Origin of the sequence: Streptomyces sp. NRRL B-1140, assembly GCF_001280065.1 — a bacterium.
GTDB lineage: Bacteria > Actinomycetota > Actinomycetes > Streptomycetales > Streptomycetaceae > Streptomyces.
Genome location: NZ_LGEA01000001.1, coordinates 49,185 through 73,890, shown reverse-complemented (window position 1 = coordinate 73,890; position 24,706 = coordinate 49,185). Strand labels below are relative to the sequence as shown.

Here is a 24,706-nt window from a genome sequence, read left to right as displayed (position 1 = left end):
GTCGCGCTCAGCTCCCGCACCACCTGCACATCAGCCGGAACCCGGCGAACATCGTCAGGGGCCATATCGCGGCGAACGCCCAGATCACTCCGGGCTCGGACGTGACGATCCCGGCCACCATCAGCCCGGTGGAGATCGCGAAGAGGACCGCCACGGTCCAGACGCGAGGGCGATAGGACGCCAGACGGGCCAGGACGCGGGCGGGGTCGGGGCGGCGGCTCACTCGATGGGTGCGCAGCTTGCGGTCGAGGCGACGGTCGCGGCGCAGGGCCCGTTCCATCTCATCGAGGATGCGCTGCTCGTTCTCGGGAAGTCGGCCGATGGACACGCTCTCTCCTTCCGGGCGGCCGGACCGTCTCTCCTCCCGGGGGGACGTGCGGCGGGGAAGTACAGCGGGGGACGTACAAGCGGGTGCCCCGTGGGGCCGCCGAGCTAACCGGGCACCGGGCGCGCCAGAGCCTCGACGAGCCGGTCCGCGCTGTCCGGCACCGTGCCCTCGCGGAATCCGTCGCGGATCTGCCGCGCGGTCACCCGGCCGCCGGTCAGGCACCAGTCCCACCAGCGGTCCAACTGCCGCACGTCCAGCCGCTCGGCGGGCACCAGCGCGGGCCAGCCGCAGGCACGGGCCTGCGCGGTCAGCTTGGCGCCGCCCGCGACGGGGTCGACGGCCAGCACCGGCGTGCCCACCCGCAGCGCGATCACGAGCCCGTGCAGCCGGTCGGTGACGACCAGGTCCAGCCGGGCCAGCACGGACTGCAGTTGCGCGGGCGTGGCGCTCAGGTGCCAGTCGTGCGTGTCCAGCCGGGTCTCCAGCTCCAGCCTGCCGCAGTCCTTCGCGGCCAGCCAGCGCGTCACCTCCTCGGCGACCTGCCCGTGTCGCCGCAACTGCCCGTACTCGTGCTGTCCGTGCGCGAGGATCACCCCGACCACGGGCCGCGCCGGCACGTCCGGGGCGCGGGCCGCGAGGTCCTCCACCGGCTCGCTGTCCGGTCCGTCCCGGGGCAGCACACGGTGGAAGCCGGTCACGGCCGAGCTGCCGGGGTCGATCACCGAGGTGCCGACGGCGATCCGCACGCAGTGCGCGAACCTCCGGTGCAGCTCCTCCACCTGCGGCCCGTGCAGCGGGCCGCACACGAACACGAGATGGGTGTAGTCCTCGGGCCACAGCCGGTCCAGATGCAAAGCCTCCGGACGGAAGCGGGGGCTCCAGGCGACGTCGTAGGGGATGCCCGTCCCCCGCAGCACGTCCTCCACCCGGCGCAGGGCCAGTACGTCCCCGGCGGTCGCCTCCCGGTCCTGGAAGCTGAACCACCCGGTGAGCAGCACCCTGCGCGGTCGCTTGCCCTGTTGTGTGTGCACAAGCCCTGAGTGCCCGGACAGCAGGAAGACATTCAGGGCATTACGGTCATGGCCCGTCCCGTCACCAGGCGTGAGAGGGCTCCAGGACCGGGCGCCCTGTGCGGTGCCGGTACGACGGTCGGGCAGGGCCGTGCCGGGGCAGCGGCCGAGGCCATGCTGCGCGGCGGGGCGACGGTGGTGCACCCCGTCGCCGATCAGCACTGCGGGCGGCGCGCGTTGACGCCGCCCGTCAGCGGGCCTGCGCCACCGGTTCCTCCACCTTCGCGTTCGCGTCCACCGTGCCGCCCGGGTGCCGCAGAGCGCACAGGAAGGCGATGCCCAGGGCGATGGCCATCCCGTAGAACACCCACTGGTTGGCCTCCGCGAAGTCCATGCGGATCGCCGACATCGCGTCCCGGGTGGCCTCGGCGGCGGGGCCGGTGCCGGTGGGAGGCCGGGCGTCGCCGTTGCCGGTGACCGATTCGGTGACGTCGCGCGCCACGCTCTCAGCCGTCCCCGTGGGCACGCCCTGGGACTCCAGGGTGCCCGTGACGTTGTCGGTCGTGACGTGCGTCAGGATCGTGCCGTAGATCGCCATGCCCACGCTGGCGGCGAAGTTGCGCACGGTCTGGGTGATGCCGGTGACCTCGCCGTAGGAGGTGCCGATGGCCCGGTTCACGGCGTCCGTCGACGCCGGCGCCAGGATGAAGCCGATGCCGGCCCCGGCGAGCGCCGCGTAGAGCCACTGGTCGTGCATGGTCAGGTTGGTGAGTTCGCCCGCCCAGAGCGCGAACCCGACGGCGCCCACCACCCCGCCCAGTTTCAGGGCCGGCCTCGCGCCCTTCTTGTCGAGGATCCGGCCGCCCCACTGGGAGGCGATCGCGAAGCCCACGAAGATGTACAGCAGGAACAGCGCCGCCTGGTTCGGCGAGGCGCTCAGCGACACCTGGGCGTAGACGGAGGCGAAGAAGAACAGCGGGACGAACGCGAGCATCGCGAAGAACAGCACCAGCGCGTCCACGCTGAACGCCTTGTCGCGGAAGACCCGCAGATCGATCAGCGGATGCTCCACCCCGCGTTCGAAGCGGACGAACCCGGCCAGCACCGCGAGGCCGCCCCCGATGCACACCCAGGTCGCCCAGCTGTCCCAGCCCCACGAGAACGCCTGCTGGAAGCCGAGGACGCTCAGGCCCATGCCGATCGCGATGAGGACGGCACCCGGCACGTCCAGCGTGCCGGACCGCCGCCGGTCGGGGATGTGCGCCAGGGCCGTCAGCACCAGCGCCACGACCGCCACCGGGACGTTGACCCAGAACACGGCCCGCCAGGTCCAGTCGGTCAGCCAGCCGCCCAGCAGCGGGCCGATGGCGGTCAGCGCGCCGGTGATCCCGAAGAACAGCGCCAGGGCACGCCCGCGCCGCTCGACCGGGAACACCGTCACCACCACGGCCAGAGCCGCCGGGAACAGCAGGGCAGCCCCCAGCCCCTGGGTGGCCCGGAAGACGATCAGCCAGGCCTGTGCGGCACCGCCCTCGGGAACACACCCGCACAGCACCGACGAGACGACGAACACCAGCGTGCCGATCACGACGACCCGGCGCGGCCCGTAGAGGTCCGCGAGACGGCCACCGAGAGCGAAGAACGCCGCGAGGGCCAGCAGATAGGCGTTGACCACCCACTGCATGCCGGAGGACGACAAGTCCAGTTCGCGGACGATGTCCGGGGCCGCGATCGACACGATGGTCTGGTCGATGAACGTCATGGCGACGGCGAACATCATCGCCGCCAGCGCGACGCTCTGATGCGGTGCTGACCGGGAGGGGGCCGCGGCCTCGCCGCGCCCCGGGCGCGTGCTGCTCACGATCTCAGTCTGCGCCCGGCGATGGCGTGTCGCATCACATGACTCATCGGTCCCGGGAGCCACGCCGATACCGCGGAATGTGCTCTCCGGCAACCCCTGGGCGGTGTGAGGACGACCTCCTCGGCCATGTGACCGTGGTCCGCCACGGATGCCGCGTCGAACGTGCAGGATGCGGGCACCAAGGAGGACAAGCAGTCGAACGACGGGAGAGGCAGACGATGGTCCCAGCGGAACCGCAACCCCAGGGGATCGGCATACCGGCCGAATCCACTGCGGGCGAGACCAGGGTGGCGGCCACGCCGGCCACCGTGGGGAGACTCGTCGCGCTCGGGTACGACGTCACGGTCGAACCGGGGGCGGGAGCCTCGTCCCGCTTCTCCGACGCGGCCTACGAGGAGGCGGGAGCCCGGCTCGGCGATCCGTGGCAGGCGGAGATCGTGCTGAAGGTCAACGCCCCCTCCACCGAGGAGATCGGCCGCCTGCGCGACGGGGCGACGCTGATCGCGCTGGTCAGCCCCGGTCTCAACCCGGACCTGGTCGAGGAACTGGCACGGCGTCCGATCACCGTGCTCGCCATGGACGCCGTGCCGCGCATCTCGCGCGCCCAGTCGCTGGACGTCCTCAGCTCGATGGCGAACATCGCCGGATACCGGGCCGTGGTCGAGGCCGCGCACGCCTTCGGCCGCTTCTTCACGGGCCAGGTCACCGCCGCCGGCAAGGTGCCGCCCGCCAAGGTGCTCGTGGCCGGGGCGGGAGTGGCCGGGCTCGCCGCGGTCGGCGCGGCCCGCAGCCTCGGCGCCGTGGTCCGCGCCACCGACCCGCGTCCCGAGGTCGCCGAGCAGGTGCGCTCCCTGGGCGGCGAGTTCCTGACGGTCTCGACCGAGCAGGAGGTGAGCACCGACGGCTACGCCAAGGCCACCTCGGACGACTACAACCGGCTCGCGGCGCAGATGTACGCCGAGCAGGCCGCCGACGTCGACATCATCATCACCACCGCGCTCATCCCGGGCCGTCCCGCGCCGAGGCTGATCACGGCCGAGGACGTGGCGCGCATGAAGCCCGGCAGCGTGATCGTCGACATGGCCGCCTCCCAGGGCGGCAACGTCGAGGGCACGGTCGCCGGCAAGGCGGTCGTCACCGACAACGACGTGACGATCATCGGGTACACCGATCTGCCCGGCCGGCTCCCCGCCCAGGCCTCGCAGTTGTACGGCACGAACATCGTCAACCTGATGAAGCTGCTCACCCCGGGCAAGGACGGCCGGCTCGTCCTCGACTTCGACGACGTGGTGCAGCGGTCGATGACCGTGGTCCGCGAGGGCGAGAAGACCTGGCCGCCGCCCCCGGTCCAGGTGTCCGCCGCGCCCGCACCGGCCGCGGCCAAGGAGCCGGAACCTACCGCCGCACAGACACCCGCCAAGCCCGCCCGCCCGGCCTGGTCCTCCTACGCCCTCGTCGGTGCCGGAGCGCTCGCACTGTTCCTGGTGACGGCCTTCTCCCCGAGCGAACTCCTCGGCCACTTCACGGTGTTCGTCCTGGCGATCGTCATCGGCTTCTACGTCATCGGCAACGTGCACCACGCGCTGCACACCCCGCTGATGTCGGTCACCAACGCCATCTCCGGCATCGTGGTGGTCGGCGCGCTGCTGCAGATCGGGCAGGGCGACACCGCCGTCACCGTACTGTCGTTCGCCGCGATCCTGCTGGCGAGCATCAACATCTTCGGCGGATTCGCCGTCACCCGCCGCATGCTCGGCATGTTCTCGAAGGGCTGATCAGGGATGACCACAGACACGGCCGCCCAGGCCGCCTACGTCGTCGCCGCGCTGCTGTTCATCCTCAGCCTCGCCGGCCTCTCCCAGCACAAGACGTCCCGCTCCGGAGTCGTCTGGGGCATCGCGGGCATGGTCGTCGCGCTCGCCGCCACGGTCGGGCTCGCCTCCCGCAGCATCACCGCGACCGGGCTCGTCCTGATCGCCGTCGCCACGGCCCTCGGCGCGGGCGTCGGCCTGTGGCGGGCCCGGGTGGTCGAGATGACCGGCATGCCCGAGCTGATCGCCATCATGCACAGCCTCGTCGGTCTCGCCGCCACCTTCGTCGGCTGGAACGGCTACCTCGACGTCGACGCCGAGCTGTCGGGTTCGCTGCTGGGCATCCATCACGCCGAGGTGTTCATCGGGGTGTTCATCGGCGCCGTCACCTTCACGGGTTCCGTCGTCGCCTACCTGAAGCTCTCGGCGCGCATCAACTCCCGCCCGCTCACGCTGCCCGGCAAGCACGTCCTCAACATCGGCGCGCTGGTCGCCTTCGTGGGGCTGACCATCGCGTTCGTGGCCCGCCCGAGCATGGGCCTGCTCATCGCGGTCACCGTGATCGCGCTCGCCCTCGGCGCGCATCTGGTCGCCTCCATCGGCGGCGGTGACATGCCGGTGGTGGTCTCCATGCTGAACAGCTACTCCGGCTGGGCCGCCGCCGCTTCGGGCTTCCTGCTCGCCAACAACCTGCTCATCGTCACCGGTGCGCTGGTCGGCTCCTCCGGTGCCTACCTGTCGTACATCATGTGCAAGGCGATGAACCGCTCCTTCATCTCGGTGATCGCGGGCGGTTTCGGCACCCCCGCGGCGGCCGCCGACGAGGGCGAGCAGGGCGAGCACCGGGAGATCAACGCCGAGGAGACCGCCGAACTCCTCGGCAACGCCACCTCGGTCATCATCACGCCGGGCTACGGCATGGCCGTCGCGCAGGCGCAGTACCCGGTCGCCGAACTGGCGCGCAAGCTGCGCGACCGGGGCGTGGAGGTGCGCTTCGGCATCCACCCCGTGGCCGGCCGGCTGCCCGGGCACATGAACGTGCTGCTCGCCGAGGCCAACGTGCCGTACGACATCGTCCTGGAGATGGACGAGATCAACGACGACTTCGCCGCCACGTCGGTCGTCCTGGTCATCGGCGCCAACGACACGGTCAACCCGGCCGCCACCGACAACCCGTCCAGCCCCATCGCCGGCATGCCGGTGCTGCACGTGTGGGAGGCGGCGAACGTGGTCGTCTTCAAGCGGTCGATGGCCGCCGGGTACGCGGGCGTGCAGAACCCGCTGTTCTTCCGCGAGAACACCCAGATGCTCTTCGGCGACGCCAGGCAGCGCGTCGAGGACATCCTGCGCGGCCTGGACTCCCTGGACACGCCGGTCCGGGAGATGGCCGGCACGTCGCGCTGAGCGCGGTGCCCCGCCGGTACGGACCGGCGGGGCACCGGCGCCCGCGGGTGCGGTGGGCCCGGTAAGGGCGTTGACTGGTGGGGACAGGCATCACGGCGACGCCGGGCACGCACGGACGGCGCAGCCCGCGTTGCGACACCGGCATGGTGCGGAGTCGACCATGACCCATCAGCTTCGGGTACGCGTGTGCGCGGTACTGGCAGCCGCTTTGCTGGCCGTTTCGGGGGGTTACGCGTACGGGGCCCCCGCGCGCGACGACATGGACCTCGACATCGAAACGGCCGTGCAGGGCGTCGACGCCTTCTGGGACGCCCACTGGTCCGAGTTCTTCACCGAGACGTACGTTCCGCCCACCGTCCTGGGCGAGTACGACGGCGCCTCCGCGGACGTCCCCACCTGCGACGGCGAACCGCTGGCCGACGACAACGCCTTCTACTGCAGGACGGACGAGGACTACCTCGCCTGGGACACCGACCTCATGCGCTCCGGCTACCGGTACGGGGACGCGTTCGTGTACCTGGTCGTCGCGCACGAGTGGGGTCATGCCATACAGAACCGCCTCGACGCCGAACTCCAGACGGTGGACGCCGAGTTGCAGGCGGACTGCCTGGCCGGTGCGGAACTCGAGGGTGCCGCTCAGGACGGAACGGTCGTCTTCGACTCGGGGGACGTCGACGAGGTGCGCACGGCCCTCGTCCGGGACGCCGACCAGACCCCCTGGACGAAGGAAGGGGACCACGGGAGCGCCTCCGAGCGGGTCGACGCCTTCGCCACGGGCCAGGAGGTGGGGGTCGAGGGCTGCTTGCCGCAAGAGGCGTCCGCGGAAGGCGCGTCGGCCCCGGTCCGGTAGGAGAAGCCGCGCGGAACCGGCGCGTTCGCGGTGCGGACAGCATGCGCGAGGCCGGCCCGACGAGATGTCGGGCCGGCCTCGCGGCGGTGCTGCGGGGTCAGTCCGTGCCGGAGTCCATCGCCGCGCGGTCCAGCCACGCGTCCTCCTCCGAGACCTCACCGCGGGAGGCGATGGCCTCGGCGCCGCCCTGCGGCAGCTCCGGCATGGTGCCGATCAGCCCGGTCGCGGCGGCCTGGGAGGCGCCGATGGTGGGGCTGCCCGTGCCGATCAGGCCGATGCCGGCGTACTGCTCCAGCTTGGCGCGGGAGTCGGCGATGTCGAGGTTGCGCATCGTGAGCTGGCCGATCCGGTCCACCGGGCCGAACGCGGAGTCCTCGGTGCGCTCCATGGACAGCTTGTCCGGGTGGTAGCTGAACGCCGGGCCCGTGGTGTCGAGGATCGAGTAGTCCTCACCGCGCCGCAGCCGCAGCGTCACCTCGCCGGTGACGGCGGCGCCGACCCAGCGCTGCAGCGACTCGCGGATCATCAGCGCCTGCGGGTCCAGCCAGCGGCCCTCGTACATCAGCCGGCCGAGGCGCCGGCCCTCGGTGTGGTACTGGGCGAGGGTGTCCTCGTTGTGGATCGCGTTGACCAGGCGCTCGTAGGCGGCGTGCAGCAGGGCCATGCCGGGGGCCTCGTAGATGCCGCGGCTCTTGGCCTCGATGATCCGGTTCTCGATCTGGTCCGACATGCCCAGGCCGTGCCGGCCGCCGATGGCGTTGGCCTCCATGACCAGGTCGACGGGGGAGGCGAACTCCTTGCCGTTGACCGTCACCGGGCGGCCCTCGGCGAAGCCGATGGTCACGTCCTCGGCGGCGATCTCGACCGACGGGTCCCAGAACCGGACGCCCATGATCGGCTCGACGGTTTCGACGCCGGTGTCCAGGTGCTCCAGCGTCTTGGCCTCGTGGGTGGCGCCCCAGATGTTGGCGTCCGTGGAGTACGCCTTCTCCGTGCTGTCCCGGTAGGGCAGTCCGTGGGCCAGCAGCCACTCGGACATCTCCTTGCGGCCACCGAGCTCGCTCACGAAGGCCGCGTCGAGCCAGGGCTTGTAGATCCGCAGGTGCGGGTTGGCGAGCAGTCCGTAGCGGTAGAACCGCTCGATGTCGTTGCCCTTGAAGGTCGAGCCGTCGCCCCAGATCTGGACGTCGTCCTCCAGCATGGCCCGCACCAGGAGCGTGCCGGTGACGGCGCGGCCGAGCGGGGTGGTGTTGAAATACGCCCGTCCGCCCGAGCGGATGTGGAACGCGCCGCAGGTCAGCGCGGCCAGGCCCTCCTCGACCAGCGCGGCTCGGCAGTCGACCAGGCGCGCGATCTCGGCGCCGTAGGTCGTGGCACGGCCGGGAACCGAGGCGATGTCGGGCTCGTCGTACTGGCCGATGTCGGCGGTGTAGGTGCACGGGACGGCGCCCTTGTCGCGCATCCACGCGACCGCGACGGAGGTGTCGAGACCGCCCGAGAAGGCGATGCCGACGCGTTCGCCGGCGGGCAGGGAGGTGAGGACCTTGGACATAGAAAGAGTATGTATCACTTTGCATAGTCATGCAAGTGCCCTGTGCGGTGACGCAGGGGAGGTCACTGAGCCGCCGAGGCGGGCGCCAGGAGCTTGGGCCAGTCCTGGCCGGCGGCCCAGTCGGTGAAGCTGTGCCAGCCGGCTTCGGGGTGGTCGCGACGCAGCTCTGTCACGTCGACGTCGAGGCCCGAGGTGGTGAAGTACTCGAACATGGCGGTCAGGTCCGCGGAGCGGGTCCGCACGTGGGTCAGGGGTACCTCCTGGTGGCGGATCGGACGGCCGGTGGCCACCGCGAGGGCCTGCGCCATCTCGGCGGGGGTGAGCTCGTCGGAGGCGATGTCGATGCGACGCCCGGAGAACTCGTCGCGGTGCTGGAGGACCAGTGCGGCGAACGCGCCGATGTCGCCGGCGGGGATGAGAGCAAGCGGCGCGTCGGCGGGCATGGGCCAGGCGAACGTGCCCTGACGCAGCCCTTCCAGCGTCCATCCGCTGGTGTAGTTGTCCATGAACGCGGCCGGGGCGATCACCGTCCAGGGCACTCCGGCCCCGCGCAGATGCCGCTCCACCAGGTGTTTGCTCTCGTAGTGCGGGATGCCGGTGCCGCGGTCGGCGTGTGCGGCGGAGGTGAGCACGACGTGCGTGAGGCCGGCCGCTGCCGCGGCGTCGACGAGGGCCTTGCCCTGCCGGGTTTCGGTGGCGGGGTCGGTGCCGAACGGGGTGGTGACCGCGAAGAGCGAGTGCGTCCCCGAGAGGGCCGCGTCGAGGGACGTGCGGTCGTCGAAGTCGGCGTGGCGGACGTCGGCCCCGAGGCCGCGGAGGGTGTCGGCGGCGAGCGAATCGGGACTGCGGGTCAAGGCGCGCACTCGGTGGCCGGCCGCGAGCAGGGCTCGGGCGGTGGCCCCGCCCTGGGCTCCGGTGGCTCCGGAGACGGCGACGTTGAGCATGGATCTCCCCCAAGGATAGAATGACTGCGTTGCGCATTAACTGCGTCACGCAGCAGACTAGTACGAGATTGCTGCGTCGCGCAGCAATAAGGAGTGTGATCCAGGTGGCGGAGTCGCGGCGTGCCCGGCTGTACGAGGAGTTGTCGATGGAGTCCCGCCGCTACCTGGCGGCGTATGTGCTGTTCAATCAGGCTCTCGCCGACCATCTCGGTCTGCACCCGACCGATGTGCAGTGTCTGAGTCTGCTGACGGCCCGGCCGGGACCGCTCACCGTCCGGCAGATCGCCGACATGACGGGCCTGACGACAGGCTCGGCCACACGTCTGGTGGACCGTCTCGAACGAGACGGGTACGTGGTCCGCACTCCCGACCGGCAGGACCGCCGGCGGGTGCTGGTCGCCCCGGTGGCGGAGCGCGTCGCCCGCGTCACCGCGGTATGGGACGACCTCGGCCGGTCGTGGCAGGCGCTGCTCGACGGTCACACCGAGGACGAGCTCGAGGTGATCACCCGTCACATGCGACAGGCGCACGATCTCAGCCACACCCAGATGCGGCACCTGCGATCCAAGCCCAAGCCGGACTGAGAGACGAATTGCCCGGGCCCGATGCGGACCAGGCTTCGGGCCGGCGTCGGGACGGCCGGCGAAGTCACCCGGTGCCGGAGCCCCCGAGCGCCCCCAGGATCCGCTCCGCCGCCAGAGTCGGAGTCAACTCGCCTTCCCTGACTTGCTCTTCCAGCACCGGCGCCAACGCCCGTACCGCAGGGTCGGCCTGCAGGCGGCCGAGGAGTTCGTCGCGGACCATGGTCCAGGTCCAGTCGACCTGCTGGTCACGGCGCTTGGCGGTGAGGCGGCCGGTGGAGTCCAGCAGCGTGCGGTGCTGCTCCAGGCGCTCCCACACCGTGTCCAGGCCGGTCGACTCGCGGGCGCTGCAGTGCAGCACCGGCGGCGTCCAGAACGCGTCCTTGCCGTGCATCAGCCGCAGGGCACCCGCCAGTTCCCGCGCGGCCGCCCGGGCGTCGCGCTCGTGCGGCCCGTCCGCCTTGTTGACGGCGATCACGTCCGCCAGCTCCAGCACGCCCTTCTTGATGCCCTGGAGCTGGTCGCCCGTGCGGGCGAGGGTGAGCAGCAAAAATGTGTCGACCATGTTCGCGACGGCGGTCTCGGACTGGCCGACACCGACCGTCTCCACCAGGATCACGTCGTAGCCGGCCGCCTCCATCACCACGATCGACTCACGGGTGGCCTTGGCGACCCCGCCCAGCGTGCCCGCCGTGGGGGAGGGGCGCACGAACGCCGCCGGATCCACGGCCAGGCGCTCCATCCGGGTCTTGTCGCCCAGGATGGAGCCGCCGGTACGGCTGGAGGACGGGTCGACGGCCAGCACCGCCACCCGGTGCCCGAGCGAGGTCAGCAGCGTGCCGAACGCGTCGATGAACGTCGACTTGCCCACGCCGGGCACCCCGCTGACCCCGATCCGCCGGGCCCGGCCGCTGTGCGGCAGCAGCGCGGTCAGCAACTCCTGGGCCAGCGCCCGGTGCTGGGGCCGGGTCGATTCGACGAGTGTGATCGCGCGGGCGATGATCGCCCGCTTCCCGTCGAGCACGCCCTTCACATACGCGTCGACATCGATCACAGTTCGTGCCCGAGGCCGTCCGACAGCCGCCGCACCAGGTCGTACGCCGCGTCCGGGATCACCGTCCCGGGCGGGAAGACGGCCGCCGCGCCCATCTCCAGCAGCGTCGGCACGTCCTGCGGCGGGATCACCCCGCCGACCACGATCATGATGTCCTCGCGGCCCTCCTCGGCCAGCGCCTCGCGCAGCGCCGGGACGAGGGTGAGGTGACCGGCCGCCAGCGAGGAGACGCCGACGATGTGCACGTCCGCCTCGACGGCCTGCCGGGCCACCTCGGCGGGCGTCTGGAACAGCGGGCCGACGTCCACGTCGAAACCGAGGTCGGCGAACGCCGTGGCGATCACCTTCTGGCCGCGGTCGTGGCCGTCCTGGCCCATCTTCGCGACCAGGATGCGCGGGCGGCGGCCCTCGGCCTCCTCGAAGGCGGACACCAGGGTGCGGGTGCGGTCCACGCTCGGGGACTCTCCGGTTTCGTTGCGGTACACGCCGGAGATCGTACGGATCTGCCCCGCGTGCCGGCCGTACACCTTCTCCAGGGCGTCGGAGATCTCCCCGACGGTGGCCTTCGCGCGGGCCGCGTGCACGGCCAGCTCCAGCAGGTTGCCCTCGCCGCCGGCCGCCCGGGTGAGCGCGTCCAGCGCGTCCTGGCAGGCCCGCTCGTCGCGCTCCGCGCGCAGCCGCCGCAGCTTCTCGATCTGCTGGGCGCGCACGGAGGAGTTGTCGACCTTCAGGACCTCGATCTGCTCGTCGGACTCCACCCGGTACTTGTTGACGCCGATGACCGGCTGGCGTCCCGAGTCGATCCGGGCCTGCGTGCGGGCCGCGGCCTCCTCGATGCGCAGCTTCGGGATGCCCGCGTCGATGGCCTTGGCCATACCGCCCGCGGCCTCGACCTCCTCGATGTGCTGCCAGGCGCGCCGGGCCAGGTCGTACGTCAGCTTCTCCACGTACGCGCTCCCGCCCCACGGGTCGATCACGCGGGTGGTGCCGGACTCCTGCTGGAGCAGCAGCTGCGTGTTGCGGGCGATGCGCGCCGAGAAGTCGGTGGGCAGCGCGAGCGCCTCGTCGAGGGCGTTGGTGTGCAGCGACTGAGTGTGCCCCTGCGTCGCCGCCATCGCCTCGACGCAGGTGCGCGTCACGTTGTTGAACACGTCCTGCGCGGTCAGCGACCAGCCCGAGGTCTGCGAATGGGTGCGCAGGGAAAGCGACTTGGCGTTCTGCGGGTCGAACTGCTTCACCAGCTTCGCCCACAGCAGCCGCGCCGCCCGCAGCTTGGCGACCTCCATGAAGAAGTTCATGCCGATCGCCCAGAAGAACGAAAGGCGCGGCGCGAACGCGTCCACGTCCAGGCCCGCTTCACGCCCCGCGCGGATGTACTCGACGCCGTCCGCGAGGGTGTACGCCAGCTCCAGATCGGCCGTAGCACCGGCCTCCTGGATGTGGTACCCGGAGATGGAGATGGAGTTGTAGCGCGGCATCCGCTGCGAGGTGTAGGCGAAGATGTCGGAGATGATCCGCATCGACGGCTTCGGCGGATAGATGTAGGTGTTGCGGACCATGAACTCCTTCAGAATGTCGTTCTGAATGGTTCCGGCCAGCTTCTCCGGCGGTACGCCCTGCTCCTCCGCCGCCACGATGTACAGCGCCAGCACCGGCAGCACGGCACCGTTCATCGTCATCGACACGGTCATCTTGTCCAGCGGGATCCCGTCGAACAGCTGCCGCATGTCGTAGATCGAGTCGATCGCCACGCCCGCCATGCCGACGTCGCCGGTCACCCGCGGGTGGTCGCTGTCGTAGCCCCGGTGCGTGGGCAGGTCGAAGGCGACGGACAGGCCCTTCTGGCCGGCCGCGAGGTTGCGCCGGTAGAAGGCGTTGGACTCCTCGGCCGTCGAGAAACCGGCGTACTGGCGGATCGTCCAGGGCTGGTTGACGTACATCGTCGGGTACGGGCCGCGCAGGTACGGCGCCGCTCCCGGCCGCGTGTCGAGGAAGTCCAGGCCCTCCAGGTCGTTGCCGGTGTAGAGCGGCTTGACGGCGATGCCCTCCGGGGTCTCCCAGAGCAGGTCGTCCCCGCCGGAGGCGTTCTTGACCGCCGCACGCCATTCGTCGGCGCCGCCGTCGGGGGCCGGGGTGCCCAGCTCGATCCCGGAGAAGTCGGGGATGGTCATCAGGACGCAACTCCCATGCGGTCGAGGGTGGCGGACAGCACGGCGACGGCGTCACAGCCCGCGAACACGTACGCGTCGACACCGGGGTACTCCCCGGGCCGGCCCGCGAGGAACACATGCCGGGCACCGGCGGCCTTCAGCTCCTGGACGGTGGCCTCGGCCCGCTCCGCGTACAGCGCGTCGCTGGAGCACAGCACGGCCTCCGTCGCACCGCTCTCCTCGAAGGTGCCCTCCGTGACCGGCTCGATGCCGCCGGCCTGGAAGAGGTTCGAGGCGAAGGTGAGGCGCGCGGTGTGGGCGGCGGCCGGGCCCAGCGCGGCGAGGAAGATCCGCGGCCGGGACCCGGTCGCGGCGAGATGGGCGTCGGAGCGGGCGCGCAGCGCCTCGTACGCCTCGTCACGGCGCACCCGCGGCAGCCCGCCGGAGCGCGGCTCGGGAGCGTCCGCGCGGACGACCGGCTTCTCCGCGAGGAACGGGAACTCGCTGACACCGGTGATGGGTTCGCGCCGCTTGGCCAGCCGGCCGGTGCGCGCCTGCCAGGTCTCGGCGAGATCCCGCTCCAGGTCACCCGAGCGCAGAGCCGCCGCCAGGCCGCCGAGCCGCTCGATCCGCCGGAAGAACTCCCAGCCCGCGTGGGCGAGTTCGTCGGTGAGTCGCTCCACGTACCAGGAGCCGCCCGCCGGGTCGATCACCCGGGCCAGGTGCGACTCCTCGATGAGGATGGTCGAGGTGTTGCGGGCGATCCGGCGCGCGAACGCGTCCGGCAGGCCGAGGGCGTGGTCGAAGGGCAGCACGGTGACCGCGTCGGCCCCGCCCGCACCGGCGGCCAGCGTGGCGATCGTGGCGCGCAGCATGTTCACCCACGGGTCACGGCGCGTCATCATCACCGGCGACGTCACGACGTGCTGGAGCTGCGCCCCCGCGCGCGGCGCCCCGCAGGCCTCGGACACCCGGGCCCACAGCCGGCGCGCGGCCCGCAGCTTGGCGATCGTCAGGAACTGGTCGGCGGTGGCCGCGTACCGGAACTCCAGCTGGGCACAGGCCTGTTCGACGTCCAGCCCGGCCTCGGTCAGCTCCCGCAGGTACGCCACCCCGGTGGCCAGCGAGCAGCCCAGCTCCTGGGCGGCCGAACCACCGGCCTCGTGATACGGCAGCGCGTCCACGGTCAGCGCACGCAGTCCCGGGTACTGCCCGGCGCACAGCCGCGCGAGCTCGGCCGCCGGCGCGCTCTCGCACCGCTGCCCGGTACGGGCCTCGTACCCCAGCGGATCCGCACCCAGGTTGCCGCGCGCGGCCTCGCGAGCGACTCCCCGCTCCTCGTACACCCGCAGCAGCTCCCGGGCGGCGGACTCGGTGTCGCGTCCCGCGTCCAGGACGACGGGCGCCAGATCGAGGTACACGCCGTCGAGAACCCGGCCGAGGTCCGCCGGCGCGATGCCGCCTTCTCCGACCGTCAGCCACAGCGAGGTGACGCCGTTCTCCAGGTCCCCGAGCACCGCGTCACGGTCGGCCACCGTGTGCCGTTGCCGTACGTCCCAGCCGCCGGCCGTGTTCCCCTCGGGGCGGCCGCCGCGCACAAAGGGGGCGAAACCGGGGAAGCCCGGCTCGGGCGCGGCGTCGTGGGCGGTGTAGAGGGGGCGGGTGCGCAACCCGTCCTCCAACGCGGTGGACAGGGCTTCCTCGGCCTCGGCCCCCTCGACGTCCTTGCCCGATTTGCGCAGCACACCCGCCACAAGGCGCTGCCACTGCTCATGGGGCACGTCAGGGAACTCGCCGGCCAGCTCAAGCCCGTCGTCAGGCAGGACCGTCATGCTCGGATGTTAGGCCACGTTAACGAACGAGCAGCAGAGGGAACGGCTGTGACGTTGCCCTCGCCACGGTTGTGACCTCGCTCTCCCCGCCCGTGCGACCTGCCCGGGAGGGACGGAGATCGCCGCCCATGGTAGCGACGGAACCGCTGCCGCGGGCCGAAACGTCACGGGTCGGCTGTGCCTGCCCGACCATGCGGCGCAGCGCACACTCGACGGCGGGCGGTGGGCAGTGTGGGCACTGAGCGCCGGGGTAGATGAACGTCCGAAAGGTCACTTGGCAACACGAACAACAACGAAAGAGCCCCACATGGTCATCCCGCTTATGAAGCAGGCGGAGGATGAGCCGGGCGCGGACGAGCAGGCCACCCTCCGTTACGGCGTGGTCTGGGCAGAAGGCGCAGCGTGTGCCGTCGAGGCACGCCGAGCGCTGCGCGCGTTCCTGTCGCACGTACCGTGTACCGGCCGCACGCCCGTGCCGGCCCCGCTCGCGATCGATGCCGAACTGGTCGTCAGCGAACTGGTCACCAACGCGATCCGGCACGCACCCGGCCCCTGCGGGATGACTCTGCGGACGTCCGGTGACGGACTGGCCATCACCGTGTGGGACACCTCCGCCGAGCAACCGGTGGTCATGAGGCGCGACGGGCAGCGTTTCGGCGGTCACGGGATGCACGTGGTGCACACGGTCAGCAGCGAGGTGACCGTCGTGTTCCTGGACGACGGCAAGGAGATCACCGCCTGCCTGCGCCCGGCGCCGCACAACGGCCCCGACGAGATACGCGAAGCAGGTCCCGCCACGTGACTCCGGCCGAGACCCCTCCGCCGGAGGCGCTCACCACCCGGTGAACAGCAGATGGTTCAGCAGCAGCGCGAGCAGCGCCTGGGAGGTGAGCCAGAGGCGAGGGCGGTCGAGGAACGCGCAGGCCGCGAGCAGCCACAGGACGAAGGGGAGCCAGATGCGTTCCGTCTCCGCCTTGCTCATGCCGGACAGGTCCGCGACCAGCAGGGCGGCCGACGCGGCGCACACGAGGAACGCCAGGCGCACCTCGGCCCGGGGCGCGGTGCGGTGCCCGACCAGGGCCGCCACCGTCCGCCGCAGCCCCGCCACCGTCGCCGGACCCGTGACGAGCACCGCGCAGGCCAGGTTGGCCCACACCCAGTACCCCTGGGGACGGATGCCGCCCGCGCCCTGGCCGTAGCGCGTGACCAGCAGGCGGTAGGCCTCCCACCAGTCGAAACCCGCGAGCGTGAACACCGTCGGCACCACGGCGAACCCGGCGAGCAGTACCACCGGCAGCACCGGGCGCTCCCTGATCCCGCGGCGGCCGAGCACCAGGACGGCCGCCGCGATCAGCGCGACGAGGGTGAGACCGTACGACAGGTAGCAGGACAGGCCCAGCAGCAGCCCGGACGCGCCCGCCCACCCCGGAGATCTCCGGGTGACCGCCAGCGCGAGCAGGGCCACGGCCCAGGCCGCCACCGCCGCGAAGTACGCGTCGGCCGAGGTGCCCATCCACACGGCCGCCGGGGCCAGTACCAGGAAGGGGGCCGCCCGCCGGGCGGGTGCCTCGCCGGCCAGGGCGCGGATCGTGATCAGCACGGCCACGCAGGCGGTCGCCCCGACGGTGATGCACCACATCCCGGCCCAGCCCCCGCCCCGCAGTCCGATCCGGTCGAGCAGCACGAAGGTGAGCGTGGCGGCGGGCGGGTGCCCGGCGACATGGGCGGGCCAGTTGTCGGGGGAGTCGAGCAGGATGTGCCCGGTGAAGCCCCGCAGCGCTGCCGGGATGTCGTCGAAGCGGTCGATGACCCGCAGGTACTCGTGGCGGGTGGTGAGCCGGCGGGCGATGCCCCGGTGCCACCCGTCGACCAGGGCGAGGGAGAGGATCCACGCCAGGGCCGTGCCCCAGGCGGCCGGGAGCAGGGCACGCCAGGGGAGACGGGCCGCCAGGGCGGGGCCGTACGCCACGGTGCCGATCGCGACCAGGACGGCGGCGGGGGTGCCGGGGCCCGTGTGCGGGGCCCAGGACGCCAGCAGCGGAGGCCAGTCGACGAACAGCGTCCGGTCGGCGTCCTCGATACGACGGCCGGCCAGTACGGCCGCCGCCACGAGCAGCGCGGCGGCACCGGCCGCGCACAGGTCGCGGCGCAGGCCTCGGGACGGGGCGGTGGGAGGGGTGCGGATCACACCGGCACGCTAGGCCGCGTGGCCGGTCGCGGACCGCCGACCGGGCCCGACGTCAGCGTTTCGTCATGGGTCGCGCACCCTTTCGCGGGGTGTTCGCGGCCTACCGTCGGCTCATGCGAGACGATCCACGCGATCCGCGGCTCCCCACGTCCCCCGGCTTCTGGCGCAGCCCCCTGCGAGGCCCACGGTTCACCTCGGTGCTGGGCCTGGCCCTGCTGGCCGGCATCACCGTGCTGTTCGTGACGGGGCTCCTCTCGTACGCCGCCTACAACCCGGACCTGTCGCCCGTCAACGACAAGACCCCGGACAAGGGGATCCTCGGTTTCTACCTGTTCCCCTGGCCGACCGGCCCGCACTGGCTGTACCGGCTGAACCAGGGCGTCCACGTCACCCTCGGCCTCACCCTGATCCCCGTCCTGCTCGCCAAGCTGTGGTCCGTCGTCCCCAGGCTGTTCGCGCTGCCCCCGGCCCGCTCGCTCGCGCACGCCCTGGAGCGGATCTCGTTGCTGCTTCTGGTCGGCGGCGGCCTCTTCGAGTTCGTCACCGGTGTCCTCAACGTCCAGCTCGACTACGTCTTCCCGGGCTCGTTCTACCCCTTGCACTTCTACGGCGCCTGGGTGTTCTTCGCCGCCTTCGTGGCCCACGCGGTGCTCAAGACGCCCACGGCACTGCGCAACCTGCGCCGGCTGCGGGAGGACAGCAGCGACCTGGTCTCCCCGCGCCCCGCCGAGCCGACCGTCTCCCGGCGGGGCGCCCTGTGGTTCGTCGGGGGCGGCTCGCTGCTGCTGTTCGTCACGACCGTGGGGCAGAACTTCGGCGGCCCGCTGCGGCGCACCGCCGTCCTCGCCCCGCACGGCGGTGGCGAGCCCGGCAGCGGCCCGAACGGCTTCCAGATCAACAAGACAGCCGCCTACGCCGGGATCGACCCGGCCGAAACGGCCGGGGACGCGTGGCGGCTCGTCGTCACGGGACGTACCGGAACGGTCCGCCTCAGCCGTGCGCAGCTCGCCGGACTCCCGTTGCACAGCTCGGCGCTGCCCATCGCCTGCGTGGAGGGCTGGTCCACGCCGGACCAGTGGTGGCGCGGGGTGCGGCTGCGCGACCTGGCGGCCCTCGTCGGGTACGAGGACGACCCGCCGGACGTGTTCGTCGAATCCCTCCAGCGGCACGGAGCGTTCCGCAAGGCCGCTCTGCGCGCCAACCAGGTGGCCGACCCGCGTGCCCTGCTCGCCCTGTACGTCAACGGCGAGGAGCTGTCCCCCGACCACGGCCACCCGGCGCGGATCATCGTGCCCGCCGCCCCCGGCGTGCTGAACACCAAGTGGGTGGCCCGGATGACGTTCGGAGACCTGTGATGCGAGGACGCGTCTCCATCGGCAGCCCCCTGCAACTCCTCCTGCTCTGCTGCTCCTTCGCCCTGGCCGCCTACGCGGGGGTGCGCCTGCTCGCCGGGGACTGGTTCGGCGTGGCCCTGTGGGTCGTGGGCGCGGCGCTGCTGCACGACCTCGTCTTGCTGCCGCTGTACGCGGCGGCGGACCGGGCGCTGGTACGAGGCCTGGACGGGGTCCGCCGCCGGGAGTGGGTGATGTACGCGCGCGTACCGGCGGCCCTGTCCGGACTGCTGCTCCTCGTGTGGTTCCCGCTGATCACCGGGATGGTGGAGGACCGCTACCGATCCGCCACCGGCCTGCCGCCGGACGTGTTCCTCACCCGCTGGCTGCTGATCACCGCGGTCCTCTTCGCCTGTTCGGCGCTGTCGCTGGCGCTGCGGCTGCGCAGCGCTGCGAAGCGCCGTCCGCCGAAGGTCCACTGACCACCGCGCTCCCAGCGGCCCCGGGCGTACCCGAGCAGCGCTCGCGTGCCCAGCCGGGCCCAGGGGAAAGGAGCGCCGGAGGTGGAGTGGGCGTCGGTGATGTGGACGCGCACCCGTTCGTCGACGTCCGCGGCGGCGGTCTCGGCGATCAGCAGACCGCCCGGGCGCAGGAGCCCGGCGACACGCTCCAGCAGAGCCCCCGGGTCGCCGCCGATCCCTATGTTGCCGTCCATGAGCAGAACGGTGTCCCAGCGGCCCTCGCCGGGAAGTTGCTCGAAGACCGACCGCCGCAGCGCCTGGCCCCCGAGCCGGACGGTGTGCTCCACGGCCGCCTCGCTGACGTCGATCCCGAGGGCGGTCCGGCCCCGGGCGGACAGTTCCGCCACCAGCCGGCCGGGCCCGCACCCCACGTCCAGTACGGCCCCCTCACACCGGTCGAGCACATCCCGGTCGACGGCGTCGGCCCGGGCGCACCAGCGTTCCACCTCCAGCGGCAGCAGCCAGCCGTCCGGACGCCGCAGGAACAGGGGGCCGCGGCCGGCCCGCAGCGCGGCGTCGTAGGGGTCGGCGTCCGCCCAGGCCAGGGCGGTGGCGGGTGGGGCGCTCATCGAGGACCCGCCGTCGGCGCGGCCGGCCCGGGGGCGGGCGTTTCGGCCTCCGTGCACCGTGCGAGCCGCGCCGCGAAGCGCCCCCGGGGGGCCAGCGCGGCCACGGCGTGGGCGTCGGGAGCGGTGTCGACGTCGCGCAGGGGCGGCAGGTCGCGCACCCGCAGGCCCGCCGCGACCAGCCGTCCCCGCTGCACGGCACCCGTCTCGGGTGTCGACATGGGCACGCCCCGCAGCAGAGCGGGGTCCGGACACGCTAGGCCCAGGGCCCAGAAGCCGCCGTCCTCGGCCGGGCCGAACCAGGCGTCGCAGCCGCTGAAGTCCACTGTGAGCAGCTCCGGGGTCACCTGAGGGGTGTCCATGCCGATGAGCAGGGCCGGGCCGGTGCAGCGCGCGAAGGCCTCCGCCAGCCGCTCGTCCAGACGGCCCGCGCACTGCGCCACGACGTCGAAACCGGGCGGCAGCCAGGGGCCGGGGGCACCGTCGAGGACCAGGACGCGCCGGGTGGCGGGCGTGGCGGCCACCGCGTGCAGGGTGTCCGCGAGGGCCGCTTCGGCCAGTGCGGCCGCCTGCTGGGGGGTGAACGGTGGCGTGAGCCGGGTCTTCACCCGGCCCGGCCGCGGCTCCTTGGCGATGACGAGGAGCGTGGTCAACGGACGGTTCCCCCTTCGTGCGGCGGGCGTTCGTGGGCCGGGGCGTCGTGAGCCCGGGTGCCGTGTGCCGGGGTCCCGGCTGCGGGGGTCTCGGCCAGCACGCGGCTCATGTCCCGTACGGCCTGCCACGTACCGCGCCACGTGCCGGTCACCTTCGAGGCACCCGTACGCGGCAGATACGGCACGTCGTGCTCCTCGATGCGCCATCCCGCGTCGGCGGCGCGGACCACCATCTGGAGGGGATAGCCGCTGCGCCGGTCGGTGAGGCCGAGGGCGAGCAGCGGTTCACGGCGGGCGGCGCGCAGGGGGCCGAGGTCGCGCAGGCGCAGCCCGGTGCGCCGGCGCAGCATCCGCGCCAGCGCGAGATTGCCGGCCCGGGCATGCGGCGGCCAGGCGCCCCGCCCCCGCGGACGCCGCCGTCCGAGCACCAGGTCGGCCCGGCCCGCGCGCACTTCGCGCACGAACGGGACCAGCAGAGCGGGGTCGAGGGAGGCGTCGCAGTCGCAGAAGCACACCACCTCGGCGGTGGCGGCCGTCAGTCCGGCGTGGCAGGCCGCGCCGAAGCCCCGCCGCGGCTCGTGCAGTACGGTCGCGCCCCGCGCGCGGGCGATGTCGGCCGAGCCGTCCGTGGAACCGTTGTCGACGACGAGTGCGCGCCAGCCCGGCGGAATCCGTTCGAGCACCCAGGGAAGGGCCTCGGCCTCGTTCAGGCAGGGCAGCACCACGTCGACGTCCGAAGGTGTCGTCGTCACGGTCTCACCCTACGAACGCGAATCGGGCATACCGGACCATCGGTCCTTACGAAACGCGGACGTCGGAGGCCGGAACGGTTCCCGGACCCCCGCCGAGGGCGGCGCGGTGCAAGGCTGGAGACATGCAGCAACAGCCGTACGAGCACCTCAGGACCGAGACCGGGTCTCCCCGGGTCCTGGTCGTGGACGACGATCCGACCGTCGCCGAAGTCGTCGCCGGGTACCTGGACCGCGCCGGTTACACCGTCGACCGCGCCGACGACGGCCCGGCCGCCCTCACCCGTGCCGCCGCGCACCGCCCCGACCTGGTCGTGCTCGACCTGATGCTGCCGGGCATGGACGGCCTGGAGGTGTGCCGGCGGATCCGCGGCCACGGGCCCGTGCCCGTCATCATGCTCACCGCCCGCGGCGACGAGGACGACCGCATCCTGGGCCTGGAGGTCGGCGCCGACGACTACGTCACCAAGCCCTTCAGCCCCCGCGAACTCGTCCTGCGCGTCGAGTCGGTGCTGCGCCGCAGCCGTCCGGCCGACACGGGGAGCCGGCTGGGAGCGGCCGGCCTGACCGTGGAGCCGGAGGCTCGCCGGGCCACCAAGAACGGCACCGAACTCGCCCTCACCCTCCGCGAGTTCGACCTGCTTTCCTTCTTCCTGCGGCACCCGGGGCGGGCGTTCGGCCGCGAGGACCTGATGCGCGAGGTCTGGGGGTGGGACTTCGGCGACCTGTCGACCGTCACGGTCCACGTCCGCCGCCTGCGCGGCAAGGTCGAGGACGACCCCGCCCGGCCCCGCCTGATCCAGACGGTGTGGGGCGTGGGCTACCGCTTCGACCCCACGGGAGAGGAAGCCGGGCCGTGAACGACACCCTCCTGATCGCCGTGTACGCCTTCGCCGGGGCCGCCGCCACCGGTCTGGCAGGAGCGGGCGTACTGCGTCTGATCCGCCGCCGTTCGCTGACGGTCTCCCTCGCCGTGGTGGCGGCGGTCGGCGTCGTCGCGATGCTCGCCGGTACGCTCGCCGTCGCCTGGGCGATGTTCCTGTCGGCGCACGACCTGACCGTCGTCACCACGGTCGTCGCCATGGCGGCGGTCGTCTCGCTGGCGACCGCATTGCTGCTGGGCCGGTGGGTGGTCGCCCGCAGCCGTGAACTCGCCGTGGCCGCACGCTCCTTCGGGGACGGCGGCGACTTCGCCGCACCTGACGGGCCCGCCACCGCCGAACTCTCCGCGCTGAGCCGGGAACTGGCGGCCACCAGCGCCAGGCTGGCCGAGTCCCGGGAACGGGAGCGCGCCCTGGAGGCCTCCCGCCGTGAACTCGTCGCCTGGATCTCCCACGACCTGCGCACTCCGCTGGCCGGTCTGCGTGCCATGTCGGAGGCTCTGGAGGACGGCGTCGCCGCCGACCCGAACCGCTATCTCCGGCAGATGCGCACCGAGGTCGAACGCCTCAACGACATGGTCGGCGACCTCTTCGAGCTCTCCCGCATCCACGCCGGGACCCTGGCGCTGACGCCCACCCGGATCTCCCTGTACGACCTCGTCGGTGACGCCCTCGCCGGCGTCGACCCCCTCGCCCGCGAGTACGGCGTGCGGCTGGTGGGCGGCCGCATCGAGCCGGTGCCGGTCGAGGTGGACGGCAAGGAGATGAGCCGGGTGCTGGGCAACCTGCTGGTCAACGCGATCCGCCGGACCCCGGCCGACGGCACGGTCGCCATCGCCGCCGAGCGCTCGCCCGAGGGGGTCGTCCTGTCCGTGACGGACGCCTGCGGCGGTATCCCCGAGGAGGACCTGCCGCGCGTCTTCGACACCGGCTGGCGCGGGACACACGCCCGGACGCCCCCGGCGGGCGCGGGCCTGGGCCTCGCCATCGTCCGCGGCATCGTGGAAGCCCACCAGGGCCGGACCGGTGTACGCAACATCCCCGGCGGCTGCCGCTTCGAGGTGGTCCTGCCGGCGGCGGCGTCCTGAAGAGGGGCGGAGCCGGCGGGGTCGGTCTCCTGCGCCTGCCCGGCCCCTGACCGGGCCCCGAGCCGCCAGGGCACTTCTCGCGCGCCGTGTCTGCGGGCGGTCGCGTCCGGAGACCGGCCACGGTTCCGGGCCGTCCTTCACGCGTCCCTGCTCCTGAACCGAGTCCCCAGCGCGGCCGGCAGCCGCCTGGGGCTGTTCTTCGGGCGTCCCTGCCTTCGGGCCGAGTTCCCAGCCCGGCCCGGAGCCGCTCCGGCCTATTCCCCGCGCATCCCCGCCCGTGCGAACTCCCGCACGCCCTCCTCGAAGCCGACCTCGGGCTTCCACCCCAGCTCCGCCCGCAACCGGGACGAGTCCGCGGTGATGTGCCGGACGTCCCCGAGCCGGTACTCACCCGTGACGACCGGCTCGGGCCCGCCGTACGCGACGGCCAGGGTCCGGGCCATCTCGCCCACGGTGTGCGGGTCGCCGCTGCCGGCGTTGTAGGCGGTCAGCGCGCCGGGGGCCGCCCCGGCCTCCAGGGCCACGGCGTTCGCCGCCGCCACGTCCCGCACGTGCACGAAGTCCCTGCGCTGCCGCCCGTCCTCGAAGACCCGTGGGGCCTGGCCCCTCGCGAGCGCCGAGCGGAAGAAGGAGGCGACACCGGCGTAGGGAGTGTCCCGGGGCATGCCCGGCCCGTACACGTTGTGGTAGCGCAGCGACACCGCCGACCCACCGGTGCAGCGGGCCCACGCGGCGGCCAGGTGCTCCTGGGCGAGCTTGGTCGTCGCGTACACGTTCCGCGGATCGGCCGGGGCGTCCTCGCGGACCAGGCCGGGGGAGAGGTCCTGCCCGCACAGGGGACACGCGGGCTCGAACCGGCCCGCGTCGAGGTCGGCGACGGCCCGCGGCCCGGGCCTGACCACCCCGTGCCGCGCGCACCCGTACCGTCCCTCCCCGTAGACGACCATCGACCCGGCGAGCACCAGGGTGCGTACTCCCGCCTCCGCCATGGCCGCGAGCAGTACGGCCGTCCCCAGGTCGTTGTGCGAGACGTAGTCCGCCGCGTCGGCGACGCCGTCGCCGAGCCCGACCTTCGCGGCCTGGTGGCACACGGCGTCCACACCGGCCAGGGCACGGCCCACCGCCGCCGGGTCCCGCACGTCGGCCGCGGGATCCTCCCGCACGTCGAACACGATCGCCTCGTGCCCCCGCTTCCGCAGGGCGGTGACCACGTGGGACCCGATGAACCCGGCACCGCCGGTGACCAGTACGCGCATACGGGCACGCTAGGCGCTCACCGGCGCCGCCCCGCGGGAGCACGGCCGTACGTCATCACTCCGTAAGACGTGCACGGGTGCGCCGAACCACGACAA

21 protein-coding genes are annotated in these 24,706 nt (G+C 72.6%); 8 read left to right on the top strand and 13 right to left on the bottom strand.

The window, feature by feature from the left end:
• Positions 1-7: 7 nt before the first annotated feature.
• The 3 genes from ADK65_RS00325 to ADK65_RS00315 all read right to left on the bottom strand — a co-directional run bounded on the left by ADK65_RS00325 (position 8) and on the right by ADK65_RS00315 (position 3,118).
• Positions 8-328: a DUF3040 domain-containing protein gene (locus ADK65_RS00325; protein WP_053667699.1), complete on the bottom strand. Its 321-nt coding sequence runs from the start codon at positions 326-328 to the stop codon at positions 8-10.
• A gap of 104 nt (positions 329-432) precedes the next feature.
• Entirely contained in the window at positions 433-1,359 is a 927-nt protein-coding gene (locus ADK65_RS00320) for a polysaccharide pyruvyl transferase family protein (protein ID WP_053667698.1), read from the bottom strand.
• Between the two features lie 229 nt (positions 1,360-1,588).
• Complete coding sequence (locus ADK65_RS00315) at positions 1,589-3,118, bottom strand: MFS transporter (RefSeq protein WP_053667997.1); 1,530 nt, start codon at positions 3,116-3,118, stop codon at positions 1,589-1,591.
• A gap of 299 nt (positions 3,119-3,417) precedes the next feature.
• Between ADK65_RS00315 and ADK65_RS00310 the strand changes: the two genes are divergently transcribed.
• From ADK65_RS00310 to ADK65_RS00300, 3 genes are all read left to right on the top strand, one after another.
• Complete coding sequence (locus ADK65_RS00310) at positions 3,418-4,974, top strand: Re/Si-specific NAD(P)(+) transhydrogenase subunit alpha (RefSeq protein WP_053667697.1); 1,557 nt, start codon at positions 3,418-3,420, stop codon at positions 4,972-4,974.
• Between the two features lie 6 nt (positions 4,975-4,980).
• Positions 4,981-6,414, top strand: coding sequence for a Re/Si-specific NAD(P)(+) transhydrogenase subunit beta (gene pntB / locus ADK65_RS00305; protein WP_053667696.1), 1,434 nt, complete (start codon positions 4,981-4,983; stop codon positions 6,412-6,414).
• A 160-nt stretch (positions 6,415-6,574) separates the two neighbouring features.
• Positions 6,575-7,264 carry a neutral zinc metallopeptidase gene (locus tag ADK65_RS00300; protein WP_053667695.1) on the top strand — a complete coding sequence of 230 codons (690 nt, stop codon included), beginning with the start codon at positions 6,575-6,577 and terminating at the stop codon, positions 7,262-7,264.
• A gap of 97 nt (positions 7,265-7,361) precedes the next feature.
• Here the strand turns inward: ADK65_RS00300 and argG are convergent, their stop codons facing one another.
• Positions 7,362-8,816: an argininosuccinate synthase gene (argG, locus tag ADK65_RS00295; RefSeq protein ID WP_053667694.1), complete on the bottom strand. Its 1,455-nt coding sequence runs from the start codon at positions 8,814-8,816 to the stop codon at positions 7,362-7,364.
• A gap of 62 nt (positions 8,817-8,878) precedes the next feature.
• Positions 8,879-9,760, bottom strand: coding sequence for an NmrA/HSCARG family protein (locus ADK65_RS00290; protein WP_053667693.1), 882 nt, complete (start codon positions 9,758-9,760; stop codon positions 8,879-8,881).
• A gap of 146 nt (positions 9,761-9,906) precedes the next feature.
• On the opposite strand from ADK65_RS00290, the gene ADK65_RS00285 reads away from it, so the two are divergent.
• Positions 9,907-10,344 carry a MarR family winged helix-turn-helix transcriptional regulator gene (locus ADK65_RS00285; RefSeq protein WP_053667996.1) on the top strand — a complete coding sequence of 146 codons (438 nt, stop codon included), beginning with the start codon at positions 9,907-9,909 and terminating at the stop codon, positions 10,342-10,344.
• Between the two features lie 64 nt (positions 10,345-10,408).
• Here ADK65_RS00285 and meaB read toward each other — a convergent pair whose 3' ends face one another.
• The 3 genes from meaB to ADK65_RS00270 are packed head-to-tail and all read right to left on the bottom strand — an operon-like array spanning position 10,409 to position 15,377.
• Positions 10,409-11,395 carry a methylmalonyl Co-A mutase-associated GTPase MeaB gene (meaB, locus tag ADK65_RS00280; RefSeq protein WP_053667692.1) on the bottom strand — a complete coding sequence of 329 codons (987 nt, stop codon included), beginning with the start codon at positions 11,393-11,395 and terminating at the stop codon, positions 10,409-10,411.
• Complete coding sequence (gene scpA / locus ADK65_RS00275) at positions 11,392-13,566, bottom strand: methylmalonyl-CoA mutase (protein WP_053667691.1); 2,175 nt, start codon at positions 13,564-13,566, stop codon at positions 11,392-11,394. The genes meaB and scpA overlap by 4 nt, the downstream gene beginning before the upstream one ends.
• Positions 13,566-15,377, bottom strand: a complete 1,812-nt coding sequence (locus ADK65_RS00270) for a methylmalonyl-CoA mutase family protein (RefSeq protein WP_053667690.1) — start codon at positions 15,375-15,377, stop codon at positions 13,566-13,568. The genes scpA and ADK65_RS00270 overlap by 1 nt, the downstream gene beginning before the upstream one ends.
• Before the next feature lie 307 nt (positions 15,378-15,684).
• Here ADK65_RS00270 and ADK65_RS00265 point away from each other — a divergent pair, with 307 nt between their 5' ends.
• Positions 15,685-16,179 carry an ATP-binding protein gene (locus ADK65_RS00265; RefSeq protein ID WP_053667689.1) on the top strand — a complete coding sequence of 165 codons (495 nt, stop codon included), beginning with the start codon at positions 15,685-15,687 and terminating at the stop codon, positions 16,177-16,179.
• Positions 16,180-16,209: 30 nt separating this feature from the next.
• On the opposite strand, the gene ADK65_RS00260 is transcribed toward ADK65_RS00265, so the two are convergent.
• Positions 16,210-17,565 carry a hypothetical protein gene (locus tag ADK65_RS00260; protein ID WP_234352762.1) on the bottom strand — a complete coding sequence of 452 codons (1,356 nt, stop codon included), beginning with the start codon at positions 17,563-17,565 and terminating at the stop codon, positions 16,210-16,212.
• A 113-nt stretch (positions 17,566-17,678) separates the two neighbouring features.
• Between ADK65_RS00260 and ADK65_RS00255 the strand changes: the two genes are divergently transcribed.
• On the top strand, positions 17,679-18,920 hold the full coding sequence (locus ADK65_RS00255; RefSeq protein ID WP_078955763.1) for a molybdopterin-dependent oxidoreductase: 1,242 nt from the start codon (positions 17,679-17,681) through the stop codon (positions 18,918-18,920).
• A 313-nt stretch (positions 18,921-19,233) separates the two neighbouring features.
• On the opposite strand, the gene ADK65_RS00250 is transcribed toward ADK65_RS00255, so the two are convergent.
• From ADK65_RS00250 to ADK65_RS00240, 3 genes are read right to left on the bottom strand one after another with little or no spacing between them, the layout of a single operon-like run.
• Entirely contained in the window at positions 19,234-19,986 is a 753-nt protein-coding gene (locus ADK65_RS00250) for a class I SAM-dependent methyltransferase (protein WP_053667687.1), read from the bottom strand.
• Positions 19,983-20,636 (bottom strand): TIGR04282 family arsenosugar biosynthesis glycosyltransferase, encoded by a 654-nt coding sequence (locus ADK65_RS00245; RefSeq protein ID WP_053667686.1) that lies wholly within the window; start codon positions 20,634-20,636, stop codon positions 19,983-19,985. The genes ADK65_RS00250 and ADK65_RS00245 overlap by 4 nt, the downstream gene beginning before the upstream one ends.
• A complete protein-coding gene (locus tag ADK65_RS00240; RefSeq protein WP_053667685.1) occupies positions 20,633-21,388 on the bottom strand; it encodes a glycosyltransferase family 2 protein in 756 nt (251 codons plus the stop codon). The genes ADK65_RS00245 and ADK65_RS00240 overlap by 4 nt, the downstream gene beginning before the upstream one ends.
• Positions 21,389-21,510: 122 nt before the next feature.
• Between ADK65_RS00240 and ADK65_RS00235 the strand changes: the two genes are divergently transcribed.
• The gene (locus ADK65_RS00235; protein ID WP_053667684.1) at positions 21,511-22,245 is read left to right on the top strand and encodes a response regulator transcription factor; all 735 of its coding nucleotides are present in this window, start codon (positions 21,511-21,513) and stop codon (positions 22,243-22,245) included.
• Entirely contained in the window at positions 22,242-23,354 is a 1,113-nt protein-coding gene (locus ADK65_RS00230; protein ID WP_053667683.1) for a sensor histidine kinase, read from the top strand. The genes ADK65_RS00235 and ADK65_RS00230 overlap by 4 nt, the downstream gene beginning before the upstream one ends.
• 254 nt (positions 23,355-23,608) lie before the next feature.
• On the opposite strand, the gene ADK65_RS00225 is transcribed toward ADK65_RS00230, so the two are convergent.
• A complete protein-coding gene (locus ADK65_RS00225; protein ID WP_053667682.1) occupies positions 23,609-24,610 on the bottom strand; it encodes an NAD-dependent epimerase/dehydratase family protein in 1,002 nt (333 codons plus the stop codon).
• Between the last annotated feature and the right edge of the window lie 96 nt (positions 24,611-24,706).

Excerpts from the sequence above, each read along its gene's own strand:
- ADK65_RS00315 (WP_053667997.1), bottom strand. The coding sequence starts at position 3,118 with ATGATGTTCGCCGTCGCCATGACGTTCATCGACCAGACCATCGTGTCG.
- ADK65_RS00310 (WP_053667697.1), top strand. The coding sequence starts at position 3,418 with ATGGTCCCAGCGGAACCGCAACCCCAGGGGATCGGCATACCGGCCGAA.
- pntB (WP_053667696.1), top strand. The coding sequence starts at position 4,981 with ATGACCACAGACACGGCCGCCCAGGCCGCCTACGTCGTCGCCGCGCTG.
- ADK65_RS00300 (WP_053667695.1), top strand. The coding sequence starts at position 6,575 with ATGACCCATCAGCTTCGGGTACGCGTGTGCGCGGTACTGGCAGCCGCT.
- argG (WP_053667694.1), bottom strand. The coding sequence starts at position 8,816 with ATGTCCAAGGTCCTCACCTCCCTGCCCGCCGGCGAACGCGTCGGCATC.
- ADK65_RS00290 (WP_053667693.1), bottom strand. The coding sequence starts at position 9,760 with ATGCTCAACGTCGCCGTCTCCGGAGCCACCGGAGCCCAGGGCGGGGCC.
- ADK65_RS00285 (WP_053667996.1), top strand. The coding sequence starts at position 9,907 with ATGGAGTCCCGCCGCTACCTGGCGGCGTATGTGCTGTTCAATCAGGCT.
- scpA (WP_053667691.1), bottom strand. The coding sequence starts at position 13,566 with ATGACCATCCCCGACTTCTCCGGGATCGAGCTGGGCACCCCGGCCCCC.
- ADK65_RS00270 (WP_053667690.1), bottom strand. The coding sequence starts at position 15,377 with ATGACGGTCCTGCCTGACGACGGGCTTGAGCTGGCCGGCGAGTTCCCT.
- ADK65_RS00265 (WP_053667689.1), top strand. The coding sequence starts at position 15,685 with ATGGTCATCCCGCTTATGAAGCAGGCGGAGGATGAGCCGGGCGCGGAC.
- ADK65_RS00255 (WP_078955763.1), top strand. The coding sequence starts at position 17,679 with ATGCGAGACGATCCACGCGATCCGCGGCTCCCCACGTCCCCCGGCTTC.
- ADK65_RS00250 (WP_053667687.1), bottom strand. The coding sequence starts at position 19,986 with ATGAGCGCCCCACCCGCCACCGCCCTGGCCTGGGCGGACGCCGACCCC.
- ADK65_RS00235 (WP_053667684.1), top strand. The coding sequence starts at position 21,511 with ATGCAGCAACAGCCGTACGAGCACCTCAGGACCGAGACCGGGTCTCCC.
- ADK65_RS00225 (WP_053667682.1), bottom strand. The coding sequence starts at position 24,610 with ATGCGCGTACTGGTCACCGGCGGTGCCGGGTTCATCGGGTCCCACGTG.